The organism is Curtobacterium sp. MWU13-2055, assembly GCF_023242305.1.
Taxonomy (GTDB): Bacteria; Actinomycetota; Actinomycetes; order Actinomycetales; family Microbacteriaceae; genus Curtobacterium.
Window position 1 is genome coordinate 481,930 of record NZ_JALLIO010000002.1, and the last position, 22,054, is coordinate 503,983.

24 protein-coding genes are annotated in these 22,054 nt (G+C 70.0%); 14 read left to right on the top strand and 10 right to left on the bottom strand.

The window, feature by feature from the left end; all coding sequences use genetic code 11:
* Positions 1–77: 77 nt before the first annotated feature.
* Together M4960_RS07035 and M4960_RS19650 are read right to left on the bottom strand one after the other, a co-directional pair.
* Positions 78–680, bottom strand: a complete 603-nt coding sequence (locus M4960_RS07035; RefSeq protein WP_248703853.1) for a response regulator transcription factor — start codon at positions 678–680, stop codon at positions 78–80.
* Positions 677–1,939 carry a sensor histidine kinase gene (locus M4960_RS19650; RefSeq protein ID WP_248703854.1) on the bottom strand — a complete coding sequence of 421 codons (1,263 nt, stop codon included), beginning with the start codon at positions 1,937–1,939 and terminating at the stop codon, positions 677–679. Before M4960_RS19650 ends, M4960_RS07035 begins: the two co-directional genes overlap by 4 nt.
* On the opposite strand from M4960_RS19650, the gene M4960_RS07045 reads away from it, so the two are divergent.
* Genes M4960_RS07045 through M4960_RS07060 form a run of 4 tightly spaced genes read left to right on the top strand, consistent with a single transcriptional unit; the run spans position 1,924 to position 4,280 of the window.
* The gene (locus M4960_RS07045; RefSeq protein ID WP_248703855.1) at positions 1,924–2,841 is read left to right on the top strand and encodes an ABC transporter ATP-binding protein; all 918 of its coding nucleotides are present in this window, start codon (positions 1,924–1,926) and stop codon (positions 2,839–2,841) included. The two genes, M4960_RS19650 and M4960_RS07045, sit on opposite strands and share 16 nt — an antisense overlap.
* Positions 2,838–3,533, top strand: coding sequence for an ABC transporter permease (locus tag M4960_RS07050; RefSeq protein WP_248703856.1), 696 nt, complete (start codon positions 2,838–2,840; stop codon positions 3,531–3,533). The genes M4960_RS07045 and M4960_RS07050 overlap by 4 nt, the downstream gene beginning before the upstream one ends.
* A 28-nt stretch (positions 3,534–3,561) precedes the next feature.
* Positions 3,562–3,972, top strand: coding sequence for a hypothetical protein (locus M4960_RS07055; protein ID WP_248703857.1), 411 nt, complete (start codon positions 3,562–3,564; stop codon positions 3,970–3,972).
* On the top strand, positions 3,969–4,280 hold the full coding sequence (locus M4960_RS07060) for a transcriptional regulator (RefSeq protein WP_248703858.1): 312 nt from the start codon (positions 3,969–3,971) through the stop codon (positions 4,278–4,280). Before M4960_RS07055 ends, M4960_RS07060 begins: the two co-directional genes overlap by 4 nt.
* A gap of 67 nt (positions 4,281–4,347) precedes the next feature.
* On the opposite strand, the gene M4960_RS07065 is transcribed toward M4960_RS07060, so the two are convergent.
* The 6 genes from M4960_RS07065 to M4960_RS07090 form a co-directional block, all read right to left on the bottom strand.
* Positions 4,348–4,515, bottom strand: a complete 168-nt coding sequence (locus M4960_RS07065; protein ID WP_194626511.1) for a hypothetical protein — start codon at positions 4,513–4,515, stop codon at positions 4,348–4,350.
* A gap of 102 nt (positions 4,516–4,617) precedes the next feature.
* The gene (locus M4960_RS07070) at positions 4,618–5,376 is read right to left on the bottom strand and encodes a trans-aconitate 2-methyltransferase (protein ID WP_248703859.1); all 759 of its coding nucleotides are present in this window, start codon (positions 5,374–5,376) and stop codon (positions 4,618–4,620) included.
* On the bottom strand, positions 5,373–5,912 hold the full coding sequence (locus M4960_RS07075; protein WP_248703860.1) for a DUF5819 family protein: 540 nt from the start codon (positions 5,910–5,912) through the stop codon (positions 5,373–5,375). Before M4960_RS07075 ends, M4960_RS07070 begins: the two co-directional genes overlap by 4 nt.
* Positions 5,909–7,723, bottom strand: coding sequence for an alpha/beta fold hydrolase (locus M4960_RS19655; RefSeq protein WP_248703861.1), 1,815 nt, complete (start codon positions 7,721–7,723; stop codon positions 5,909–5,911). The genes M4960_RS07075 and M4960_RS19655 overlap by 4 nt, the downstream gene beginning before the upstream one ends.
* Before the next feature lie 220 nt (positions 7,724–7,943).
* Positions 7,944–8,126, bottom strand: a complete 183-nt coding sequence (locus M4960_RS07085; protein WP_194646975.1) for a hypothetical protein — start codon at positions 8,124–8,126, stop codon at positions 7,944–7,946.
* A complete protein-coding gene (locus tag M4960_RS07090; RefSeq protein ID WP_248703862.1) occupies positions 8,126–8,311 on the bottom strand; it encodes a hypothetical protein in 186 nt (61 codons plus the stop codon). Before M4960_RS07090 ends, M4960_RS07085 begins: the two co-directional genes overlap by 1 nt.
* Before the next feature lie 126 nt (positions 8,312–8,437).
* On the opposite strand from M4960_RS07090, the gene M4960_RS07095 reads away from it, so the two are divergent.
* The 4 genes from M4960_RS07095 (at position 8,438) to M4960_RS07110 (ending at position 12,708) form a co-directional block, all read left to right on the top strand.
* Complete coding sequence (locus M4960_RS07095) at positions 8,438–9,709, top strand: sensor histidine kinase (protein WP_248703863.1); 1,272 nt, start codon at positions 8,438–8,440, stop codon at positions 9,707–9,709.
* Positions 9,691–10,395, top strand: coding sequence for a response regulator transcription factor (locus tag M4960_RS07100; RefSeq protein WP_123291748.1), 705 nt, complete (start codon positions 9,691–9,693; stop codon positions 10,393–10,395). The genes M4960_RS07095 and M4960_RS07100 overlap by 19 nt, the downstream gene beginning before the upstream one ends.
* A 358-nt stretch (positions 10,396–10,753) precedes the next feature.
* Entirely contained in the window at positions 10,754–11,635 is an 882-nt protein-coding gene (locus tag M4960_RS07105) for an ABC transporter ATP-binding protein (RefSeq protein ID WP_123341174.1), read from the top strand.
* Entirely contained in the window at positions 11,632–12,708 is a 1,077-nt protein-coding gene (locus M4960_RS07110) for an ABC transporter permease (RefSeq protein ID WP_248703864.1), read from the top strand. Before M4960_RS07105 ends, M4960_RS07110 begins: the two co-directional genes overlap by 4 nt.
* 119 nt (positions 12,709–12,827) lie before the next feature.
* Here M4960_RS07110 and M4960_RS07115 read toward each other — a convergent pair whose 3' ends face one another.
* Both M4960_RS07115 and M4960_RS07120 read right to left on the bottom strand, forming a co-directional pair.
* Positions 12,828–13,331 carry a flavin reductase family protein gene (locus M4960_RS07115; RefSeq protein ID WP_123673676.1) on the bottom strand — a complete coding sequence of 168 codons (504 nt, stop codon included), beginning with the start codon at positions 13,329–13,331 and terminating at the stop codon, positions 12,828–12,830.
* Entirely contained in the window at positions 13,328–13,843 is a 516-nt protein-coding gene (locus M4960_RS07120; protein ID WP_173170430.1) for an NADPH-dependent FMN reductase, read from the bottom strand. The genes M4960_RS07115 and M4960_RS07120 overlap by 4 nt, the downstream gene beginning before the upstream one ends.
* Before the next feature lie 619 nt (positions 13,844–14,462).
* On the opposite strand from M4960_RS07120, the gene M4960_RS07125 reads away from it, so the two are divergent.
* From M4960_RS07125 to M4960_RS07150, 6 genes are read left to right on the top strand one after another with little or no spacing between them, the layout of a single operon-like run.
* Positions 14,463–15,644 carry a sugar ABC transporter substrate-binding protein gene (locus M4960_RS07125; RefSeq protein ID WP_173170432.1) on the top strand — a complete coding sequence of 394 codons (1,182 nt, stop codon included), beginning with the start codon at positions 14,463–14,465 and terminating at the stop codon, positions 15,642–15,644.
* Positions 15,641–17,254 carry a sugar ABC transporter ATP-binding protein gene (locus M4960_RS07130; RefSeq protein WP_248703865.1) on the top strand — a complete coding sequence of 538 codons (1,614 nt, stop codon included), beginning with the start codon at positions 15,641–15,643 and terminating at the stop codon, positions 17,252–17,254. The genes M4960_RS07125 and M4960_RS07130 overlap by 4 nt, the downstream gene beginning before the upstream one ends.
* Positions 17,254–18,291, top strand: a complete 1,038-nt coding sequence (locus M4960_RS07135; RefSeq protein ID WP_123341179.1) for an ABC transporter permease — start codon at positions 17,254–17,256, stop codon at positions 18,289–18,291. The genes M4960_RS07130 and M4960_RS07135 overlap by 1 nt, the downstream gene beginning before the upstream one ends.
* Positions 18,292–18,346: 55 nt before the next feature.
* The gene (gene rutA, locus M4960_RS07140; RefSeq protein ID WP_248703866.1) at positions 18,347–19,447 is read left to right on the top strand and encodes a pyrimidine utilization protein A; all 1,101 of its coding nucleotides are present in this window, start codon (positions 18,347–18,349) and stop codon (positions 19,445–19,447) included.
* Positions 19,444–20,355, top strand: a complete 912-nt coding sequence (locus M4960_RS07145; protein WP_132099820.1) for a carbon-nitrogen hydrolase family protein — start codon at positions 19,444–19,446, stop codon at positions 20,353–20,355. The genes rutA and M4960_RS07145 overlap by 4 nt, the downstream gene beginning before the upstream one ends.
* On the top strand, positions 20,352–22,028 hold the full coding sequence (locus M4960_RS07150) for an amidase (RefSeq protein ID WP_248703867.1): 1,677 nt from the start codon (positions 20,352–20,354) through the stop codon (positions 22,026–22,028). The genes M4960_RS07145 and M4960_RS07150 overlap by 4 nt, the downstream gene beginning before the upstream one ends.
* Positions 22,029–22,054: the final 26 nt, after the last annotated feature.

Sequence of the window (22,054 nt, forward strand, 5' to 3'; positions counted from 1 at the left end):
CGATGGCGGGAACCTACTCCGGCCGCGCACCGACCGCCCAACGCAGCGCGATGCACCCGTACTCAGGTCGGGTCAGGTCAGGCCCAGCCCCGCGCGCGCGCCGAGCGCGCCGCGGACAGACGAGACGAGGTCCCGGTCTTCGCCATGGCCGTCGAGAGGTAGTTCCGGACGGTGCCCGGCGCGAGGTGCAAGGCTGCCGCCATCTCGCGGACGCTCATCCCGAGCTCGGTCAACTCGAGCAGCTCCGACTCGCGATCGGTGAGCGGGCTGTCGTCCGACATCGCCGCCGCGGTGATGTCGGGGTCCACGTAGCGCCGGCCCGCCGCGAGCTCTTCCACCACCTCGAGGAGCTTGGCTGGTCCGACGTCCTTGGAGAGGAACCCGCGGACACCAGCACGCAACGCACGACGGAGCACTCCAGGTCGAGCGTGCTTCGTGACGATGAGCACGGCTGCGTCCGGTCGCGCAGCGAGGATCGCCGTGGCCGCATCGAGCCCGTCGAGGACCGGCATCTCCAGGTCGAGCACGACGACGTCCGGTGAGAGACGCGCGTGCGCGGCAACTGCCTCGGCCCCGTTCGCGCACTCGGCGACCACGTCGACCCCTTCTGCATGCCCGATGAACGACACGAGCGCCGCACGCAGGAGCGCTTCGTCCTCGGCGACGAGCACAGTCGTCACGCGACGACACCTCGGACTCGAAACACGTCGTCGACGACGCCACTCGAGAACGAACCGCCATCGGCTCGGAATCGGCCGCCGAGCGTCGCGAGCCCTCGCGGCGCAGCAGCTGGCCGACACACACCGTCGTTCTCGACCAGCACGCTGTCGGAGGTGATCTCGATCCGCACCCACGTCGCCTGCGCGTGACGAAGGATGTTCGTCGCGCTCTCCCGGACGAGCTGACCGAAGAGCCTGTTCCGCTCGGGCGGCACGGTACCGCGAGCATCGACTTCGCATCGGATAGCGGCGGCGTCGAACAGGTTCACCGCGTTCGTCACCTCTTGTTCGAGCACGACCTCGCGCTCCCCGAAGGCGAGCGATCGACCGATCCGGATCGAGTCCTCGACGAGTTCGGACGCCGCGCGGAGCTCGTCCGCAGCCGCTCGGCCATCGCGCTCGAGGAGCACCTCAGCCGTGGCGAGGCGCATCCGGAGCACGTGGAGGCTGTGTCCCTGCACGTCGTGGAGATCACTCGCGAACCGAACGCGCTCTCGAAGGACAGCGAGCTCGGCTTCCGCCCGTCCCGCCGCGGCGATGCCCGAAGCAAGGCGCCAGGCGTAGCCGTTGAGGAGCACCACCCCATAGGCGGCACCGAAGCCGACGAACGCGATCACCGCGATGTCGAAGAAGGTACCGCCGTCATGGTCAGCCGACGCGACAACGGTGGGCACGGCGATCAGCGCCGTCACCAGTACCGCCACGTGGACGACCATTTGACGGACGTGCGGCGTACGGAACGCGAGGACCAGTGCGACCGGGATGACCGCGAGGCCCTCTCCGGCGAGCGCGCCGACAGCCCAAAGCGGAGCGGTCAACACCACTCCGCTGGCGAAGAGCGCGCTCGGAGCGCGGCGGTCCCACCAGACTGCGAGCAGCGAGGCGACGGCCGCGCCGATCAGGAAGATCGCCCGCACGGTGATGTCCTCGACTCGCGGTGCCAGCGAGACGGCGGTCAGGGCCAGTGCAGCGACGAGGCTGAGCGTCGTGTAGCGGTGCAGTCGTCTCATTGGGTCCGCACTCGGCAGCCCCGCTGCCACTCGTCCACCCTGCTGAACAGCCTCTATCGCCATGGACATCCCCCGATATCTAACATTGTGTTGCCGACGTTCGCCCGAGCCTAGCGTCGCGACCTGACAATTGTCATGCGCGACGCTGCTGTCTGTCACTGTGCCAGAGCACCTTCGAGCCACAGACTGACTCCATGCATCCTGTTGCACTGGACCACGTCATCGAGGCCCGGGGCGTCAACCATCGCTTCGGGGGCAACCAGGTGCTCTGCCACGTCGATCTCGACGTCCCCGCCGGCCAAGTGACAGCCGTGCTCGGCACGAACGGAGCAGGGAAGTCGACCTTGTTCGACGTCCTTGAAGGCCACACCACCCCGGACCAGGGATCGGTCCGGGTGTTCGGCCTCGACCCTCGGGACCGCCGGCAGGTGCACCGCCGGACGGGCGTCGTGCTCCAAGAAGGCGGCACCTCCCCGGACCTCTCCGTCACGCAGTGCCTCCGAGTACTCGGCGAGGTCTCCGGTAGACACGACGAGCTGGGCCGTGTGCTCGACCTCGTCGGCCTGACCGACCATGCTCGTCGTCCGGTGAAGTCACTCTCCGGCGGAGAGCGCCGACGACTCGACCTCGCCGCTGCCGTGTGGGGCGAACCGGAGCTCCTGCTTCTCGATGAACCGACGACTGGGCTGGACCCGACAGCACGGTCCGGGATCTGGGCACACATCGACAGCCTCCGCGCACAGGGGACGACGGTCGTGGTCTCCACGCACTACCTCGAAGAAGCAGAACGGCACGCTGACCGCATCGTCCTCATGCACGCAGGCGGAATCGTCTCGGACGGCAGCGCGAGCGAGATCCTCGCGCAAGAGATTGGCGCCGTTTCGTTCCGGACGGATTCGGGATCCGCGATCATGGACCTCGAAGCCGTCCGCGACCACGACGGCCGCATGACGATCCGGACAGGCGACGTCCAGTCGACCGTGCGAGCGGTCTTCGCATGGTCAGACCGGACCGGCGCAAGCGTCGCGGACCTCACGACGGCCGCACCACGGCTCGAGGCCGTGTTCGACCGGCTCGGTCGCGACCAGCCCGGGGCGGAGACCGACCAGTGACCGCCATCGCCCGCGCCGAGCTGCTCATGTTGCTCCGGAACCGGACTGTCCTCGCGAGTGCAGTGCTCCTGCCGATCGCGTTCGGCGCGTTCTTCGTGTTCTCCGGAGCGCGCAACGGCTCAGCCGCGTACGCGAGTGCGTGCATCGTGGTCGGTCTCAGCGCGATGGGTACTTACTCCGTGTCCACCACGACGCTTGCGGCACGACGGCAGACCCACTTCTTGAAGCGCCTCCGGAGCACCGTGCCGTCCGATGTGCACATCCTGCTCGGGATGACGCTCCCCATCGTGGTCGTCAACCTCGTCCAGCTCGCGTTAGTCCTGATCGTGCTGGGCGCGACCACGGGCGATCCGCTCGCGCACCCGTGGTTGCTCGGCGTCACGGTCATCGCCGCTGAGGCGATGTTCATTGCCCTCGCGATGGCCACTGCGGGAGTGACCGGTTCGCCGGAGAGCGCGCAGTACACGTGCCTCCCGGTGTTCATGGGCACCATCGTCGTGGCCGTGTGGGCCCTCATGTCGGACCAACCGATCGCCGGGTGGCTCCCCGGTGGGGGAATCGCGCTGCTCGCCGAGGCGTCGTGGACCGGGGACCTCGGGGCGACCTGGCTGTTCCTGCTGCCCACGTTCAGCTGGGTGGCACTCGGCGGGTTCGTCGCGAAGCTGGTGTTCCGCTGGGACATCAGGTCCTGACCCGATTACACGTTTAGGATCTATGAACATGAGTGCTCTCGATCGATCCTCCGGACCCGAAGCCCGCCTCGGACACGGCCGCGGATGGCAGTCCCCGGTGTTCCTGTGCAGTGCCGTGGTCGTCGCTGCGTTCGTGTTCCTCGTCGAAGGACTGGGCACCCCCCGACTCCCCAGCCTCGTCATCGCAGCAGCGGTCGTAGTCGCACTCTGGCTTGTGGCCGCTACTCGACGCGTCGTGCCACGAGGCGGCAACAGGCTCATGACAGCAGCCTGGGTGACCACCGGCATCCTGTATCTGCTCGCCGTCGCGCCACTCGAAGCCCTGCTACTGCGAGGCCTCGACACCCCCGCTTCAGTGGCGGCCTGGGGTGCGACGTCGTTGGTCGTCGCCGCACCCCTCATCGTGGCTGCGGTGCTCGCACGGCCGCATCGCCGATGACACCGGGGCCGCACCCACGGCACGAGCTCGACGACCGGGTGCACTCACCGGTTCGGTTCTCGCTGCTGGCCCTGCTCCGCACGGTCGACGAAGCCGAGTTCAGCGCGGTCCGCAATGCCCTCGAAGTCAGTGACTCCACACTGTCGCAGGCCGCCACCGTCCTCCGGGACGCCGGCTTCGTCAGGGTTCGTCGGTTGCGGGTCGGACGCAGTACACGGAGCTGGCTCGCGATCACGGACGACGGGCGCGACGCCTTCGAGCATCATCTGACCGTGCTGCGGACCATCGCAGAACCACATTCCACCTGAGACGGCACAGCGAATGATCGACCGGACGACCGGACGGACCCACTCGGACCGCCCGGTCGTGGCGTACTCAGTCGAGCGTGGTGACAATCAGTTGCGCAACGCCGACACCGGCCAAGAAGAACGTCGGCGTTCCCATCACGACGTCTGCGGACGAGTCGACCAACGCTGCGCGGTCTCGGGAGGTTCTCGCTTCGTGAACGCTGGCCTGCTCGGTGATGCTCTCGATCAATGTCATCGTGTTCTCCTTGTGTTCAGTGGATCGGCGTCCGGCACGAAGCGCCGGACCGGTGGCGGGGCCGAGCCGGGCGGCTCGGCCCCTCGCCCTCGCCCGGTGGGGTCAGTGAGCCCGGAACACGAGGACGTCGTGTACGGACGGCCGGTCGGCCGGCTGTCCGCTGAGATCGGTGTAGTGGCCCTCGAGCCGCAGCCCTGCGGCATCTGCCCACCGGACCAGGTCGGCGACGTCGGCCAGGCGGACCGATTCGCTTCGTCGGATCAGGCGGTCTCCGTCGATCCAGACCTGGTCGGCGTGGAAGACGTCATCGACGACCGAGCCGAACGAGACCAAGCCACGTGTGCGCCCGGGGTACGGCGCGAAGACGGCGCCCGGGCCATCCGGGCCGAAGAACCCGCGGACAAGCTCTGCGTTCTGTGTCTCGACGACCAGCACCCCGCCCTGCCGCAGCGCGGCTGCGGCAGTCAGGAACACCTCGGCCTCCGCACCGGGATCGATGCTCATCCCGATGGTGTTGCAGACACAGAGCACCATGTCGAACCGTTCCTCAGTCCGGAACGCCCGGATGTCGGCCGTGATGCCGCACACGTCCAGGCCGAGTGCGGTGGCGTCGAGACGCGCGAGCATCTCGGAGGACGCATCGACCCCGACCAGCGAGGCGTTCGAACCTCGCTCGCGGAGGACACGAGCGAGCGGCACGAGCACGCGTCCGGTCCCGACACCCAACTCGAGCACGGACGGAGTCGCCTCGTCGACGAGCGCGAGCACCCACCGCACCATGTCTTCGGTGAACGACGCTCTCGGGATGAGGTCGTCGTAGATGTCAGCGAACTGTGCCCCGTAGTCGGTCACGTCGGTCATGCGCGCACCGCTGCAGCGTCGGCAGGCTCGGTGACGGGTATCCGCCGAGACACGAACAGCACCGCGGGGTCGATCGACTCATCGAAGCCCGTACTCGTGGCGATGCAGAACTGGACATCGTCGGACGCCGCCAGTTCTGGGCGGACGTCCGCGAGGCGTCGCACGTAGCCCTCGAGCACTCGATAGGGCGGTTGCTCATTGACCGAGAGCCCATCCACGGAGCGGAACACACTGAGCAGATCGGTCATGACGTCGAAGACGGCCTTCTGCACCCGGTGCTCGGGAAACCAGACCGCGTGCCGCAACGTCCGATCTACCGGTGGGTGGAGGTCGATCCAGCTGGTCGTCGATCCTCCGGCGACGAGCCCGCGAGCGAAGAGGTGGTAGTCGGTCGTGGCGGGCTTGGGCGCGAAGAACCTCCAACTCGGTACGAGCGCGAACAGATCGACTTCGCGGACTCGACCGAACCCGTTGCCCGGCAGCTGCGTGAAGACCGTCGCGGCGAGATGCGCCCCGAACGCCATCGGGGCGATCATGCGGCTGCCTCCTCGTGCGACTCCGGACGGAACCCGGAACCGGATCGCGCTCCGTCGCCGCGGACCACGGTGTACGCGCCGCCTGGTCCGAGGTCGTCGAGGAACGCGCGGAGCGTCTGTGCGAGTCGCGCTGCGTGGTCAGGATTCGTCAACATCGAGTCATGTGTCACGTCGTCGATGACCACGTTCCGCACGAGGGCGTTTCCGGTGTGCGCGTCGATGATCTCGTTGTGCAGCGCGAGGATGTCCGGATCACCCTGGAGCGTCCGCCCTGCGCTCACCAGTAGCGCCGCCACCGATGCGTTCGGCCCCACCGGGGCACCCTGCGCGAGGTCGTGTCGCATCGCGGTCCACTCCTTCCGACCCGCGTTCCAGAGCCGGCCGTCCCGGAATTGGTCGGCAGCCCGCGCCTGAGCGTCGGACGGGAGCGTGCGAATCCACGCCGGGACGGTGAGGAAGGTCCCGAGGGACAACCGGGTCGAGATGTCGAACGACGCGAGGTTGTCAGAGAAGTCGCGCACGGTCGCTCGCTGCGCTTCGGAACGACTCAGCTGATCCGGGTGCGTGGGATCGAGGTAGACCACGCCCGCGATCGCATCCGATGTCTCGGCGACCCGCCGCACGATCTCGCCGCCGAGGGAGTGCCCGACGAGGACGACGCCTGGATGGTCCGAGCGGACGGAGCGAACCAGGGCAGCGAGGTTCGTGGCTGCTCGCGACACGGACACATCCCCGCCGTCGGCATCACCGCTTGCTCCGTAGCCCGGACGACAGTACGCGACGGTGGCGTACCCGGCCTCGTGGAGTGATCGGCGGAGCCAGGCGTAGTGCTCCGGCAGCCCAAGGAGCCCGCTCTCGAACACGACGATGGGCTTGGAGTCGTCGCCCGGCACCACTTCGACCCCGAGCCGCGCGCCGGAGTCCACCTGCATCGTGGTCTGGTTCCGCACCCGCTGACGGCGGAGGATCGATGCGATCACCGACACGGCCATCGCACCACCGGTCGCTGCGACCGCCATCACCGGAGTGGCCGTCGACATCCCCGTGCGCCGGTCCTTAGTCGTGGCCGTCAGGTGCGGGTGCATGCTGGCGAACGCGAAGACGAAGCGCCACAGCCCCATAGCGTGTCCGTTGACGAGGTGGAAGCCCAGGGCACCAGTCATGAGGCCTCGGACGGCAGCTGGCGGGAGGACGTAGACCACCGGGAAGGCACACTCGAAGCCGAGGACCGTCCAGGTCAGCGCGCGTCCGATGGCCGGATGCTGGTCCAGCAGTCGCCACATGCGCTCGTTCCCGTAAGCACGAGTCCGCAGGATGTCGGTGACGGCACTCCCATCCCGCCAGGACCCACCTGCGAGCTTGATCCAGCCGGCCGCGGTGTACGACAAGCAGGACTGGAGCGAGACGTTCCAGACGGCCGCGTCGACGACCCGTGGTCTCGTCTGTCCGAGGCGTGCCACGCCGTTGCTGATCTGGACCACTGCGGTGGCCTGGTCAGCGCCGTCGCTTCCGTACCGCTCGCGCGGCGAGAGGAGCGCCGTGCTCAAGCCGCTGGCGAGACTCGCAGCAGCCCTGACGAGCCGCCACTTCGGAGGAGCGACGAGCAACGTCGCGTTCGAGACCACCCTGATCACGTGCATCGCCGTGTTGACACGGTCGCGAGCGACCAGGTCGAGTCCGGCCCGCACGATCCGAGGGGCTCCGGCATAGGTCTGGCGGGAGATGCTCCAGTCCGTGAGCGTCGGCGCTCGACGGGCCGAGTTGTAGAGAGTCTCAGCGCTGGCGAGCAGTGCGGGGACCGCTCCGATCACCTCGGATCGGTACAGCGTCGAGCCGACGGTCCGTTCGGTCGCCCGGGGAGCGACGATCCTCGCCCGTGACGATGGAAGCCTTGACATGAGTCTCGATTTCACCTTTACTGTTCATGAACGTCAAATACTCGACCCTGGCCGACACATCCGCGGAAAACCGGTGCCGTGGAGATCGTCCAGGGCGACCCTGACCGAGCGGGGTCGCCCTGGACGACGAACGTCAACCGCCGCAGTCGGCCTTGCCCTTGTTGTAGGCCGCCACCAGGGCGTTCGCGACGCCGAGCGTCGCGACGACGGCCGGAAGACCGAGTTCTGGCCGCCGAGGGGTTGGCTCAATGGACGCGTTGTCCGTGTCCCACTCGGTCTCGTCGAGGATCTCGGCGATCTTCATCTGGACGGACATCAACCTGCCTGCCTTCCTGCGTCGTAGAACGCCGCGACGAGTGTGGCCCCGCCCCAGAAGGCGATCGCCGGTGTGCCGAGGACCGGATGGTTCCGCTCGACGTCGATGATCGCCCGGCTGGTGTCCGGCGCGGGCATCGTGGCTAGCCGCTGTGCGACCATCTGCAAGACGCGATCGTCCTTCACGCGTCACCCCTTTTCTGTTGGTTGTCGTGACCCCAACGGGAGTCTGGCCTCCTGGACCTGCTGGCTGTAGTGACGAATGTCACGAACGAGCTGGAGCGTTCGGCGCGGTCCGCTAGCGTGTCGGCCGTGGGGTCAGAGCAATGGAGACGGTTACCCGTCGGCCCGACCGAGCTGCGCAGCGACGCAGTCTTCGCGGTCGGCTTCGCCGCTGCGCTCGCGATCACCACCGTCCTGTACGGGGCGTCCGGCATCTACGGCGACGACCAGGCGGCCTGGTGGGTCTCGGCCCTGATGATCGTCGCGAACGCCGTCCCGATCGCGTTCCGCCGCCGGTTCCCGATGTCCGCTGCCGTGGTGTCCGCGCTGGCGTTCGCGGCCACGCAGCTGCTGCACGTGCCCGAGGTGTTCCTGGTCAACTTCACCCTGTTCATCTCGCTGTACTCGGTCGGTGCGTGGTGCGCCGACCGAGTGCGGGCCGAGACGGTCCGGTGGGTCGTCATCGGCGGGATGTTCGCGTGGCTGTTCCTCGCGATCTCGTTCGGCTGGGCGGTACCGAACGCACTGCCCAACGACGAGGGCGCCCTCATCCCCCCGTACATCGCGTACTCGCTGCTGAACATCGTGATCAACGTCATCTACTTCGGCGCCGCCTGGTACGCGGGCAACCGGGCCTGGGCCTCGGCCGTCGCCCGACACCAGCTCGACGAGCGCACCGCGGAGCTGGCAGCCGAACGGGAGCGCAGTGCTGCCCAGGCCGTGACGATCGAGCGGGTCCGGATCGCCCGCGAACTGCACGACGTCGTCGCGCACCACGTGTCCCTGATGGGCGTGCAGGCCGGCGCTGCCCGACGGGTCATCGACCGTGATCCCGCGCAGGCGACGGCGTCGCTCGGCGTGGTCGAGGAGAGTGCGCGCACGGCTGTGGAGGAGCTCCGGCGGATGCTCGGCACCCTGCGGTCGGCGGACGAACCAGGCATCGGTGACCGCGGTGTCGGGGACGCTCCGAGCACCGAGGGCATCGCACGCATCGTCGAGCTCGCCGAGTCCGCTCGGGTCGCCGGTCACCCGACCGAGTACGTGGTCGTGGGCAACGAGCGTCCCGTGCCGCCGACGGTCGCCGCCGTCGCGTACCGGATCGTGCAGGAGGCCGTGACGAACGTCCTCAAGCACGCTGGGCCCACCGCCCGCGCCGACGTCCGGCTCAGGTACCTCGACGACGGGCTCGAGGTCGAGGTCACCGACGACGGGCACGGCGACCGTGCTGCGCGGAACCCGTCGGGCAGCGGCCTCGGGCACATCGGCATGCGGGAGCGGGTCGCAGCCGTGGACGGACGGATCGAGATCGGGCCACGCGCCCGGGGAGGCTACCTGGTGCGGGCATGGCTGCCGACGACGTGAACGAGACGAACGACCCGAACGGCGCGACCGACCTGACGATCGTGCTCGCAGACGATCAGGAGCTGGTGCGGGCCGGGTTCCGCGTGATCCTGGAGTCCGAGCCGGGGTTCCGGGTGATCGGCGAGGCCCCCGACGGCGCCCGTGCGGTCGAGGCCGTCCGGGCCCTGCGCCCCGACGTGGTCTGCCTCGACGTGCAGATGCCCGGCGTCGACGGACTCGAGGCCGCTCGGCGGATCGCAGCGTTGCCGGACCCGCCGGCGGTGCTCATCCTGACGACGTTCGACAGCGACGACGCACTGTTCCAGGCACTCGAGGCGGGTGCCAGCGGCTTCCTGCTGAAGAACGCCTCCCCCGAACGGCTGATCGACGCCGTCCGGACCGTCGCCGCCGGGGACGCCCTGCTCGCGCCCGACGTCACGCGCCGGGTGATCAGCCGTGCGACCGCCGCACCGGTGGCGAGCGCGCGGACCGCGGACGGCGCGCTGGCAGCCGCCGGACTCACCGAGCGCGAGACCGAAGTGCTCCGGCTGCTCGCCCGGGGCCTCAGCAACGCCGAGATCGCCGCCGAGCTGTACGTCGGTGACGCCACCGTGAAGACCCACGTGTCGAACGTGCTGCAGAAGCTCGCGCTGCGCGACCGCATCCAGGCCGTCGTCTGGGCGTTCGAGCACGGCGTCGCCGGCTGACCGAGCCCGACTCGCCGACCGGCCGCCGCCGCGAAGTCCGACGTTCCACGAGACGTTCGACGCGTGGAACGTCGGAAGATGCACACGCATTGCGTGCGGGTGCATGTTCCGACAGAACGTGAGTCGTTCGACGCGTGGAACGTCGGAAGATGCACATGCATCCGGCACGGCACCGCACCGCACCGCACCGCACCGAGCCACACCACGGCACCGCGGGACGACGCAGCCCACCCGCCCGCTCCCCCGCGCGGTGGAGCCGACCACCCGCCGAAGTCCCGCCGGATGGCGGAGGCGCCCCGTGCCTCCCGGCCAATAGCGTCGACGCAGGCGGCGCAGGCCGTCGCGAGAGGGGTACGACATGCTCACCATCGAAGGGGTGACGAAGCACTTCGGCGACCGCCGGGTGCTCGACGACGTGGGGTTCACGGTCGGCAACGGCCGCCTCACCGGGTTCGTCGGCGGCAACGGCGCCGGCAAGACGACCACCATGCGCATCATGCTCGGCGTGCTGCAGGCCGACGCGGGATCCGTCTCGATCGACGGCACCGCGGTCCGGCCCGCCGACCGCCGCCGTTTCGGCTACATGCCCGAGGAACGCGGGCTGTACCCGAAGATGCCGGTGGCCGAGCAGATCACCTACATGGCCCGGTTGCACGGCGTCGACAAGCGCGCGGCGACCACGCGGACCACCGAGCTGCTCGAACGGCTCGAGCTCACCGGCCACGCCGACGACGCCGTCGAGAAGCTGTCGCTCGGCAACCAGCAGCGGGTGCAGATCGCCGCGGCCCTGGCCCACGACCCCGAGGTGCTGGTGCTCGACGAGCCGTTCTCGGGCCTCGACCCGATGGCCGTCGACACGGTGCTGGGCGTCCTGCGCGAGACCGCGGCGCGTGGGGTCCCGGTGCTGTTCTCGAGCCACCAGCTGGACGTCGTCGAACGGCTCTGCGACGACGTCGTCGTGATCGCGGGCGGCACCATCCGTGCCGCCGGCCCGCAGGACGAACTCCGCAAGCAGGCCGGGCCCGCCGCCTGGGAGCTGCTGGTCGACGGCGACGTCGCCTGGCTCCGCGACGAGCCCGGTGTGACGGTCCGCGAGTTCGACGGCGGCTACGCCGTCTTCGAGGCCGACCCGTCCACCGCCCAACACGTCCTGCAGCGGGCCGTCCAGCAGGGCACCGTCGGGTCGTTCGCCCCGCGGGTCCCGCGGCTCAGCGAGGTCTTCCGGGAGGTCATCCGATGAACGACTCCTTCGTGCAGGCCGTGCGGCTCGTCTCCGCACGCGAGATCCAGGCACGCATCCGCAGCAAGGCCTTCGTGGTCTCCGCCCTCATCCTGATCGGCATGGTCGTCGCGTCCATCGTGGTCGGCGGCATCGTCGGCAAGGCCGCCGCCGACGACACCACGCCGGTCGCCGTGGTCGACGGTGTCTCGCTGCCCACCACCGCGGGCCTCGACGTCACGGACTCCACCTCGGTGGCGGACGCCGAACGGCTCGTGCAGAACGGCGACGTCGACGCGGCGATCGTGCCGTCCGACGACCCGCTCGGCTACAAGGTCGTCGGCCTCGACGAAGCCCCGACCGACGTCGTCTCCGCGCTGAGCGTCACACCGCGGATCGAACTGCTCGACCCGGACGCGCTGCCCGGCGGACTCGTCTACCTCATCGCCATCGCGTTCGGCGTCGTGTACTTCGCCTCGGCCGTGACCTTCGGCCAGTCCATCGCGCAGAGCGTGGTCGAGGAGAAGTCGACCAGGGTCGTCGAGATCCTGATGTCCGCGATCTCGGCCAGGGCGCTGCTCGCCGGCAAGGTCCTCGGCAACAGCGTGATGGCGTTCGCGCAGATCGTCGCCGTGGCGATCGCCGCGGTCGTCACCCTGGCGGTGACCGGGCAGGACAACATGTTCTCGATGCTCGGCCCGAGCATCCTGTGGTTCGTCGGGTTCTTCGCCGTCGGCTTCGTGCTCATCGCGTCGCTGTTCGCCGCGGCGGCCGTGCTCGTGTCGCGTCAGGAGGACGTCGGCAGCGTCACCACGCCGGTGATGATGCTCGTGATGATCCCGTACATCCTGATCATCGTCGCGTACAACAACCCGACGGTGCTCGGCATCATGTCGTACGTGCCGTTCAGTGCACCGATCGGCATGCCGATGCGGATCTTCCTCGGCACGGCCGAGTGGTGGGAGCCGATCCTGTCGCTCCTGATCGTGGTCGCCGCGGTGGTCGTCGTCGTGCTGGTGGGCGCCCGCGTCTACGAGAACGCGCTGCTGCGGACGGGCAGTCGCGTGAAGCTGACGGAGGCGCTGCGCGGCTGACGCCGCGGTGTGGACGGGAGGCCCGGATCACGTGAGCAGGTCGGCTCACGTGATCCGGGCCTCCTGTCCGTTGCCCGTGCCGGCCCGGCACGCAGCGTCGGTCCGGCACGCAGCGCAGGTCAGGCGCTCAGCGTCGCGAAGGCGGACCGGTGCCAGACCAGCGGGCTGTGCGCGAAGTCGGACATGAGTCCGAGCACGCGGAGCACGACGATGTCGTGGTCGCCGGCCGGGTAGGTGTGCTCGACCGAGCACTCCAGCCAGATCGGCGCCCCCTGCAGGAAGACCGCTCCCGTGTCGGCGACCGTCGTGTCGACCCCGACGAACCGGACCGACTTGTCGCGTGAGGCGAGCTGCCGCGTGACCTGCGCGTGCCCCTCGCCGAGGATCGAGACGCCGATCGTGCCGGCGTCGCGGAGCACCGGCCACGTGGTCGAGGTGTGCTGCACCGCGAACATCACCAGCGGCGGGTCCTGCGAGACCCCGACTGTGAACGACGACGCGACGAGCACGGTCGGTTCGCCGTCCACGACGGCGGACAGCGCGGCGACACCGCAGGGGAAGCCCGAGAACGCCTGCTTGAGTGCGGAGAGGTCCGGGGCCTCGGTGGAGTAGGGGCTGATCATGACGCGGTTCCTTCCTGGTGGCGGGCGGTCGCACCGACAACGACGTCCCGCCAACGGGCGAGCCAGACGTCGGTCGATGCGGGGTCCGAGTACTGCTTGTCGTTCAGGTACAGGGCGGGGGCGGGGACGGTCGCGCCGAGTTCGACCAGCACCGGTTTGAGGAAGACCTCCGGGGCGAGCGCGTGGGCCGGACCGGCACCGAGCATGAGCGGTACCGCGACGACCCCGGCGAGTCCGTCACCGGTGCCGAACTGGTCGAGGAACAGCTTGAGCACACCGGTGTAGGTCGCCTTGAACGTCGGCGACGCGACGACCACGAGGTCGGAGCCGGCGACGGTCCGGACGGCGTCGGACACCGCCGTGTCGCCCCAGCCGAGCAGGCCGGCGCCGAGGTCGATGACGTCGACGACGTGGTCGGGGGCGCGACCGGTGAGGCGTTCGAGCACGACCGTCGCGGCGTCGAGCGTCCGTGAGGCCGGCTTGGGGTTGCCGGCGACGACGGTGGTGATCATCGGGGTGCTCCTGTCGTGGTGGTTGGTGCTGCGGTCGTTGGTGCAGTCCACCGCTCGTTCGTTTCGCCGTCGTACCGGATCCGTATCGGCTGGGTTACGCCAGCGACCCCCGGACCGGCAACACCGGAATGTCCCGGTCAGCCGGGCTGTGCGTCCGGGGGCCCGGGGCATTCCGCCAGCCGCCGTGCGCGGCCGTCGCCTGCGAATTGTGAGAGCGCCGTTACCGGAAGTCGCCTCGGATGCGTCCAGCGTGTTTCGCCCCGCCGTCGCCGCCCCGTCACCGCCCGGATCCGCGCGTGCACGGGCCTCGGTGGCGCAGTCGTCCCCCGCGGAACCACGCGGCGGACGCCCCGCGCGCACCATCGCGACGGGTGGCCTAACACCAGCGAAACAAACGCCTAACAGGACCGTTACCGGGCGACCGCCTGCTGGCTCCCCGCTGCCGTTACATTCGCATCAGCCCCACTGCAGCGGCCGGCGTCACCCCGACGCCCCGCCGCCGCCGGTGAACGTCTCCCGGCTCCCTGCACACGCCACCCCGCGCCGCGGGGTGTTCGTCGTACCCGCTGCAGCTTCCCCGCACCTTCCCTGCTCCACCCGTCCAGGAGGTCCCCGACCGATGTCGTCCCCCGCACCGTCCCGAACGCGTCTCCCCCGCCCCGCGCTCCTCGCCGCCGCACTCTCCGGCGTGCTGTTCCTGTCCGCCTGCTCGGCCACGTCGACCGCATCGACGACCTCCGGCGACGACACCGCCGGGGTCGAGCACGCCACGAGCCAGATCGAGGCGGCCAGCGTCGACCCCGAGTTCACCTTCGAGGGCGAGCCCTTCGACATGTCGGGGATCGCCGGCAAGACGATCTTCAACATCCCGAACTCGTCCGCTGTCCCCTTCATCACCGCGGTCGACGAGGCCGGCGAGAAGGTCGCCGAGCAGTACGGCGCGAAGTGGATCGAGTACACGAACCAGGGCACGCCCACCGAGCACTCCGCCGGCATCGACCAGGCGATCAGCCGCGGCGCCGACATCATCGTGCTGGCGCAGGGCGTCAACGGTGAGCTCATCGTCCCGGCGCTGAAGCGTGCGAAGGCCGCGGGGATCCCCGTGCTGATCAGCCACACGTACCAGACCGGCGAGGCGCTGCCGGACCAGCTGCAGGACCTCGTCGCCGCGCAGGTGACCGCCCCGTTCCACGAGGCCGCGAAGCTCAACGCCGACTGGGCCATCAAGGAGACGAAGGGCCAGGGCGACGTCCTGATCATCACGTCCTCCGAGGTCCCCCCGTCGGACGGCATCGTCAAGGCGATGCAGGACGAGTTCGAGGCGCAGTGCGACGGCTGCAGCGTCAAGGTGACGAACGTGCCGGTCGCCGACTGGGCGACGAAGATCTCGTCGACGGTGCAGTCCGCCGTGCAGTCCAACCCGAACCTCGACTACGTGCTGCCGGTCTACGACTCGATGACCCTCTACGTCGAGGCCGGCGTGACCGCGGCGGGCAAGACCGGCCAGGTGTTCACCTCGTCGTACAACGGCACCCCCGCCGTGCTGAAGATCCTGCAGGACGGCAGCGTCCTCACGATGGACATCGGCGAGAACATGGAGTGGCTCGCGTACGCCACGCTCGACCAGGCCGGCCGCGTCCTGACCGACACCCCGATCATCGAGGACGGTGACGAGAAGACCCCGCTCAAGGTCTTCACGAAGGACAACGTCGACGAGACCGGCACCCCGCCGGCGCCGAGCAAGGGCTACGGCGACGCGTACAAGACCGGGTACGAGGCCATCTGGGGCGCGGCCGAGTGACCGCCGTGCCGGTGCTGCGGATCAGCGGACTCACGAAGCGCTTCGGCGGACTGACCGCACTCGACGACGTCGACCTCGAGGTCCTGCCGGGCCAGGTCCACGCGCTCCTCGGCGAGAACGGCTCCGGCAAGTCGACCCTCATCAAGATCCTGTCCGGCACCTACGCGCCGGAGCCGGGAGCGACGATCGAGGTCCGTGGTGCCCGACTGCCACTGCCGGTGCCGCCCGGGTACTTCCGCCGCGTCGGGATCAGCTTCGTCCACCAGGACCTCGCGCTCGTCCCGTCCCTGGGCGTGACCGAGAACCTGCGGCTCGCGACCGTCGTGGCCGGCCGGGGCCCCTTCGTCCGCTGGGGCGCCGAGCACCGCGCCGCCGCCGAGCTGTTCGCGCGGTACGGGGTCGACATCGACCCCCGTGCACGGATCGACGAGCTCTCCGACACCCAGAAGGCGCTCGTCGCGATCCTGCGGGCCGTCGCCGAACTCGGTGACGACCGCGCGCTCATCGTGCTCGACGAGCCGACGGTGTTCCTGCCGAAGGAGGACGCCGACCTGCTGTTCCGGGTCGTCAAGGACCTCGTCGCGGACGGCCGCACCTCGGCACTGCTGGTGTCGCACGACATGTCGGAGGTCCTCGAGCACGCCGACCGGGTCACCGTCCTGCGGGCCGGCCGGGTCCAGGCACACCGTGACACCGCCACGACGACGGCCGAGGAACTCGTCGCGCTCATCGTCGGACGCGGGCTCGACGGCGCCGCCGCCAGGACCCCTCGGCCGGCGACCACCGGTGACGCCGTCGTGGCGGTCCGCGACCTCCGGGTCGGTGTCGTCGACGGCCTGTCGTTCGACGTCGCCGACGGCGAGGTCGTCGGCATCACGGGCCTCGCCGGCTCTGGAGTCGAGGACGTGCTGCCCGGCCTGTACGGCGCACGACCCGCGACCGGATCGCTCACCGTGCGGGACGACGGGGTGCAGGCCGCCCCGATCGACCTGACCCGGGTGTCGCCCGGTTCCTCCATCGCCCGCCGTGTCGTGTACGTCCCCGCCGACCGGAAGCGCGAGGGCGGGGCGCTCACCCTGTCCGTCGAGCAGAACGTCACGCTCCCCGTCCTCGGGAAGCTCCGCGGACTGCTCGGCCTCTCCCCCGCACGGGAACGGTCGCACGTCGCGGGACTCGTCCGCGACTACGACGTCCGACCCGCCGACCCGTCCGCCCTGTTCGGCACGCTGTCCGGCGGCAACCAGCAGAAGGCCGTCCTGGCGAAGTGGATGCAGGACGACCCCCGGCTCGTGCTCCTGCAGGAACCGACCCAGGGCATCGACGTCGGCGCCCGCGCGGCGATCTTCTCGATGCTCCGCCGGAGTGCGGAGCAGGGCGTCGCCATCGTCTGCGCGTCCACCGACTACGACCAGCTCGCGCAACTGTGCGACCGCGTCGTCGTCCTCGCCCACGGCCGCGTGCACGACGTGCTGACCGACGAACGCGTCGACCGCGACGTCATCGCGGCCGCCGTCGTGGCGAGCCTCGTCGACGCGGCCGAACCCGCTGCTCCGTCCGCCGCTGCTCCGTCCCCTGCTGCTGTTCCCTCCCTCGTCAAGGAGAACGCCTGATGTCCACCACCGCCGACCCCGTCCTCGAGACCTCGATCGTCCGTCCGACCCGCCCGCGCTTCTCATGGGGGCACACCGAGCGCTACGCCCTGCTCGGTGCCTGGCTCGTCATCGTCATCGCGTTCAGCATCGCGCTGCCCGACACCTACCCGACCCTCGGCAACCTGCAGAACATCCTCGGGTCCCAGTCGGTCCTGCTCATCCTGGCGCTCGGGTTCCTCTTCCCGCTGACCGCGGGCGAGTTCGACCTGTCCGGCGCCTCGACGATGTCGCTCTCCGCCATGACCATCGCCGTGCTCAACGCGAAGATGGACGTCCCGCTCGTGCCCGCGATCGCCGCCGGTCTCGTCATCGGCGTCGTGGTCGGGCTCGTCAACGGCCTGCTCACCGTCGGGTTCCGCATCGACTCGTTCATCGTCACGCTGGGCACCTCGACGTTCATGATCGGGATCATCCAGTGGATGAGCGCCTCGTCGTCGGTGACGGGCATCGACCCCGCGCTCGTGCAGGCCACGGTCGGGTGGCGCGGGCTCGCCGGCCTGCCGCTGGCGTTCGTGTACGGCCTGATCGCCACCGTCGTCGTCCTGGTCGTGCTGAGCGCCACCCCGGTCGGCCGACGGCTGTTGTTCGTCGGCACCGGTCGCACCGTCGCCGAACTGTCCGGGCTGAACGTGCGACGGCTCCGGGTCGGTGCGTTCGTCGGCGCCGGCCTCACCGCCGCGGTCGCCGGGGTCGTCTACGCCGGCACGCTCGGCGGCGCGGACCCGTCGAGCGGACAGTCGTTCCTGCTCCCGGCGTTCGCCGCCTGCTACCTCGGCGCGACCGCCATCATCCCGGGCCGGTTCAACGCGATCGGCACCTTCATCGCCGTGTACTTCCTGTTCTCCGGGGTCGTCGGCCTGCAGATGCTCGGCGCGGACAACTTCGTCCAGCAGCTGTTCTACGGCGGCGCCCTGATCGTCGCCGTCGCCGTGTCGCAGACCATCCGGCGGCACTCCGTCGCGACCGCCGCCAAGGCCGCCGCGAAGCGTTCCTGACCCACCTCGTCCTCCCCCTCCCTGCTCGACACCCACCACAGAAAGCGAGTCCCCCATGGACATCGGAGTCTTCATCCCGATCGGCAGCAACGGCTGGCTCATCTCCACCACGTCGCCCCAGTACAAGCCGTCCTTCGACCTGAACCTCGAGATCGTGCAGAAGGCCGAGGCGTACGGCTTCGACTTCGCGCTGTCGATGATCAAGCTGCACGGGTACGGCGGCCCGAGCGGGTTCTGGGACGAGAACCTCGAGTCGTTCACGCTGATGGCCGGTCTCGCCGCCCGCACCGAGCGGATCCGCCTGTTCGCCACCACCGCGGTCCTGACGATCCCGCCGGCGATCGCGGCGCGCATGGCGGCGACGGTCGACTCGATCTCGCACGGTCGCTTCGGCCTGAACCTCGTCGCGGGGTGGCAGAAGGCCGAGTACGACCAGATGGGTCTGTGGCCCGGCGACGACGTGCACTTCAAGCGCCGCTACGCCTACCAGACCGAGTACATGCAGGTCATGAAGGAGCTGTGGGAGCACGGCGAGTCCGACTTCAACGGCGACTACTTCACGATGAACGACTGCAAGATGCTGCCGAAGCCGACCGGACACATCCCGATCGTCTCGGCCGGCCAGTCGTCGCAGGGCATGGCGTTCGCCGCCCAGTACTCCGACTACAACTTCTCGATGGGCGTCGGCGTGAACACCCCGACCGCCTACGCCGACCAGAACAAGGCCCTCATCGAGGCGCGGGCGAAGACCGGTCGTGACGTCGGCTCGTACGTGCTGTTCATGATCATCGCCGACGAGACCGAGGAGGCCGCCCAGGCCAAGTGGGCGCTCTACAACGACGGCGTCGACGTCGAGGCGATCTCGTGGATGACGGGCCAGGCGCTCACCGACACCGAGGGTGAGGAGGGCAACACCGCCAAGCGGATCTCCCTGCCCGAGGGCGCCGTGAACATGAACATGGGCACGCTGGTCGGCTCGTACGAGCAGGTCGCTGCGATGCTCGACGAGGCCGCCGTCGTCGAGGGCACGAAGGGCATCATGGTCGTGTTCGACGACTTCCTGCAGGGCATGGACGACTTCGGCACCCGCATCCAGCCGCTGATGCGCACCCGCGAGGGCGTGGAGTCCGTTGCTCCGAGCGCGGTCACCGCATGAGCGCCGCAGGGAGCCGACCGGTCATCGAGGTCGCGGTCGTGCAGGCCGGACAGACCCCGGCCGACGGCGACGTCGCGCTCGACGAGCTCATCGCCCTGTTCGAACAGGCGGCCGAGGGCGCCGACCTCGTCGTGTTCCCCGAGCTCTGCACCACGCCCTACTTCTGCGGCGTGGTCAACGACAGCCGCAAGGCCTGGGCGCAGCCCGTCCCCGGCCCCGCAACCGCACGGTTCGCAGCGGCGGCGAAGCGTCTGGGCACCGCCGTCGCCTTCGGCCTGTACGAGGACGCGGGCGACGCGCAGTACAACAGCGCCGTGCTCATCGACGCCGACGGCACGCTCGTGCACGGCACCGACGTGCACGGCGAGCAGGTGGCGTCGTACCGCAAGACCTCGATCCCGACCAACGCGATCTCCGACGTCGACGAGAAGCACTACTTCGCCGCCGGCTCCGGGCCGGTCGTGTTCGACGCGCTCGGCACCCGCTTCGGGATGCTCATCTGCTACGACCGGAGCTTCCCGGAGTACTGGCTCGCATCGCGGGCCGCCGGTGCCGAGGTGATGCTCGTGCTCGTGTCGTCGATGGGCTTCCGCGAGACCCTGTTCACCCAGGAACTGCAGGTCCGCGCGCTCGAGACGCAGACGTGGATCGTCGCCCCGAACCGCGGCGGCGAGGAGACCGTCGACGGCAAGACCGTGAGCTACTTCGGTCGGTCGTCGGTCGTCTCACCGCGGGGCGACCTGGTCGTCTCGGCACCGGCCCACCAGGCGGGGCCGATCATCCGGGCCACCATCGACGTCGGCGAGGTCGCCGCGGCACGCCACGACTTCCCGCTCGGACGCGACCGCCAGCCCGGGGTGTTCCGGTACCTCGCCGACGCCCACGCACCGGCGGCGGTCCCCGCGTGACGGACGTCGCCGCCGTGGTCCGCGGCACCATCGCCCCGCAGCTCGACCGGGCGCTGGCCGCCAGCCGCGCGAACCCGCTGCCGGCAGCCCCGTCGTCGCTGCGCGCGGAACCGGCACACAGTGCGCAGCTGTTCGGTCGGCTGCTCGACGCCGCGATCGAGGCGGCCCCGGCCGTGGCGGCGACACCGGGCACGGGCGTGGACACGATCCCGGCCCGGCCCGCAGACGCGCCGTCGGCGTCCCGGCCCGCCGCCGCCGACCCCGCCGCTGCCACGGTCGTCGAGCTCCTCGACGCCTACCGTTCCGGCACCACCACCCCGTCCGCCGTCCTGGCCGCACTCGCCCCGCACTGGACGAGCGACGACGTCTGGTCGGACGCGGTCCTGCGCCTGGTGGACGGAGCCGAGGCAGCCGCCGCCGAGTCCACCCGCCGCTGGGCGGACGACGAGGCCCGGCCGCTCGAGGGCATCCCGTTCGCCGTGAAGGACATCATCGACGTCGCGGGGACGATCGTCACGAGCGGCTCGCTCCAGACCGGCGACCGTGTGGCCCCGGCCGACGCGACCGTCGTGGCCCGACTCCGTGCAGCCGGCGCGATCCCCGTGTTCACGGCGGCCACGACGGAGTTCGCCTGCGGGGGGCCGCACAACGCCCGCTACGGTGCCGTGCGGAACCCCTGGGACCCCGAGCGCTGGACCGGTGGCTCGTCGACCGGGTCGGGTTCGGCGCTCGCCGCCCGGATCGTCCCGTTGGCGCTCGGATCGGACACCGGCGGGTCGATCCGCGTGCCGTCCGCACTCTGCGGCACCACCGGGATCAAGCCGACCTACGGCCTCGTGCCGCGCACCGGGGTCGCGAGCCTGTCGTGGACCCTCGACCACGTCGGACCGATGGCCCGCTCCGCCGAGGACCTCGCGCTCGTCCTGGCGGTCATCGCCGGGTCCGACGGCGAGGACCCGACGACGTTCACCGCCGTCCCGCTCATCGAGGCGGAACCGGAGCGGGTCGAGGGGCTCCGCATCGGGGTGCCGCGCGGCTGGTTCACCGAACGCGTCGACACCGCGGTGCTCGACGCCCACGCCGCCGCGACCGAGCAGTTCCGCGCCCTCGGAGCGACCCTCGTGCCGATCGAGTTCGACGACCTCGAGTCGATCGACGCGGAGTGCTGGACCGTCTTCTACGGCGAACTCGCCGCGAACCAGGAGGCCAACGCCGCCACGGCCGACCTGTTCGACGCCGGGACCCGGGCCCGGTTCGACGTGTCGTTCCTGCCGACCGCGGCGGACTACCTCCGGGCGCTCCGCCGCCGCCCGCTCGTGCAGGCCGCGATGGTCGCCCGGATGGACGAGGCCGGCGTGGACGTGGTGCTCACCCCCGGCATCGGGGCCACCGCCCCGCGACTCGACGACCTGACCATGTCCGTCGACGGCGAGCGGTTCAACCTGCACGACGTCATCCCCCGGAACACCCGCCTGTTCGACTACGTGGGGTTCCCGGCACTGATGATGCCGGCGGGTACCGCGCCCGACGGTCTGCCCGTCGGCGTGCAGCTCGTCGCGCGGCCGTGGGACGACCGCCTGGTGCTGTCCGCGGCCGCCGCCTTCCAGCGGGTCACGACGCACCACCGCCTGGTGCCGCCGTCGTCCGCCGTGCGAGGGCCGACCGATCAGTAGCCGCACCATCGACGAGGGCGCCGCCC

What these genes read in the sequence shown, in the direction of transcription:
- M4960_RS07045 (WP_248703855.1), top strand. Translation starts at nt 1,924, where the DNA reads ATGCATCCTGTTGCACTGGACCACGTCATCGAGGCCCGGGGCGTCAAC.
- M4960_RS07055 (WP_248703857.1), top strand. Translation starts at nt 3,562, where the DNA reads ATGAGTGCTCTCGATCGATCCTCCGGACCCGAAGCCCGCCTCGGACAC.
- M4960_RS07060 (WP_248703858.1), top strand. Translation starts at nt 3,969, where the DNA reads ATGACACCGGGGCCGCACCCACGGCACGAGCTCGACGACCGGGTGCAC.
- M4960_RS07065 (WP_194626511.1), bottom strand. Translation starts at nt 4,515, where the DNA reads ATGACATTGATCGAGAGCATCACCGAGCAGGCCAGCGTTCACGAAGCG.
- M4960_RS07070 (WP_248703859.1), bottom strand. Translation starts at nt 5,376, where the DNA reads ATGACCGACGTGACCGACTACGGGGCACAGTTCGCTGACATCTACGAC.
- M4960_RS07075 (WP_248703860.1), bottom strand. Translation starts at nt 5,912, where the DNA reads ATGATCGCCCCGATGGCGTTCGGGGCGCATCTCGCCGCGACGGTCTTC.
- M4960_RS07085 (WP_194646975.1), bottom strand. Translation starts at nt 8,126, where the DNA reads ATGTCCGTCCAGATGAAGATCGCCGAGATCCTCGACGAGACCGAGTGG.
- M4960_RS07100 (WP_123291748.1), top strand. Translation starts at nt 9,691, where the DNA reads ATGGCTGCCGACGACGTGAACGAGACGAACGACCCGAACGGCGCGACC.
- M4960_RS07105 (WP_123341174.1), top strand. Translation starts at nt 10,754, where the DNA reads ATGCTCACCATCGAAGGGGTGACGAAGCACTTCGGCGACCGCCGGGTG.
- M4960_RS07110 (WP_248703864.1), top strand. Translation starts at nt 11,632, where the DNA reads ATGAACGACTCCTTCGTGCAGGCCGTGCGGCTCGTCTCCGCACGCGAG.
- M4960_RS07115 (WP_123673676.1), bottom strand. Translation starts at nt 13,331, where the DNA reads ATGATCAGCCCCTACTCCACCGAGGCCCCGGACCTCTCCGCACTCAAG.
- M4960_RS07120 (WP_173170430.1), bottom strand. Translation starts at nt 13,843, where the DNA reads ATGATCACCACCGTCGTCGCCGGCAACCCCAAGCCGGCCTCACGGACG.
- M4960_RS07125 (WP_173170432.1), top strand. Translation starts at nt 14,463, where the DNA reads ATGTCGTCCCCCGCACCGTCCCGAACGCGTCTCCCCCGCCCCGCGCTC.
- M4960_RS07135 (WP_123341179.1), top strand. Translation starts at nt 17,254, where the DNA reads ATGTCCACCACCGCCGACCCCGTCCTCGAGACCTCGATCGTCCGTCCG.
- rutA (WP_248703866.1), top strand. Translation starts at nt 18,347, where the DNA reads ATGGACATCGGAGTCTTCATCCCGATCGGCAGCAACGGCTGGCTCATC.
- M4960_RS07145 (WP_132099820.1), top strand. Translation starts at nt 19,444, where the DNA reads ATGAGCGCCGCAGGGAGCCGACCGGTCATCGAGGTCGCGGTCGTGCAG.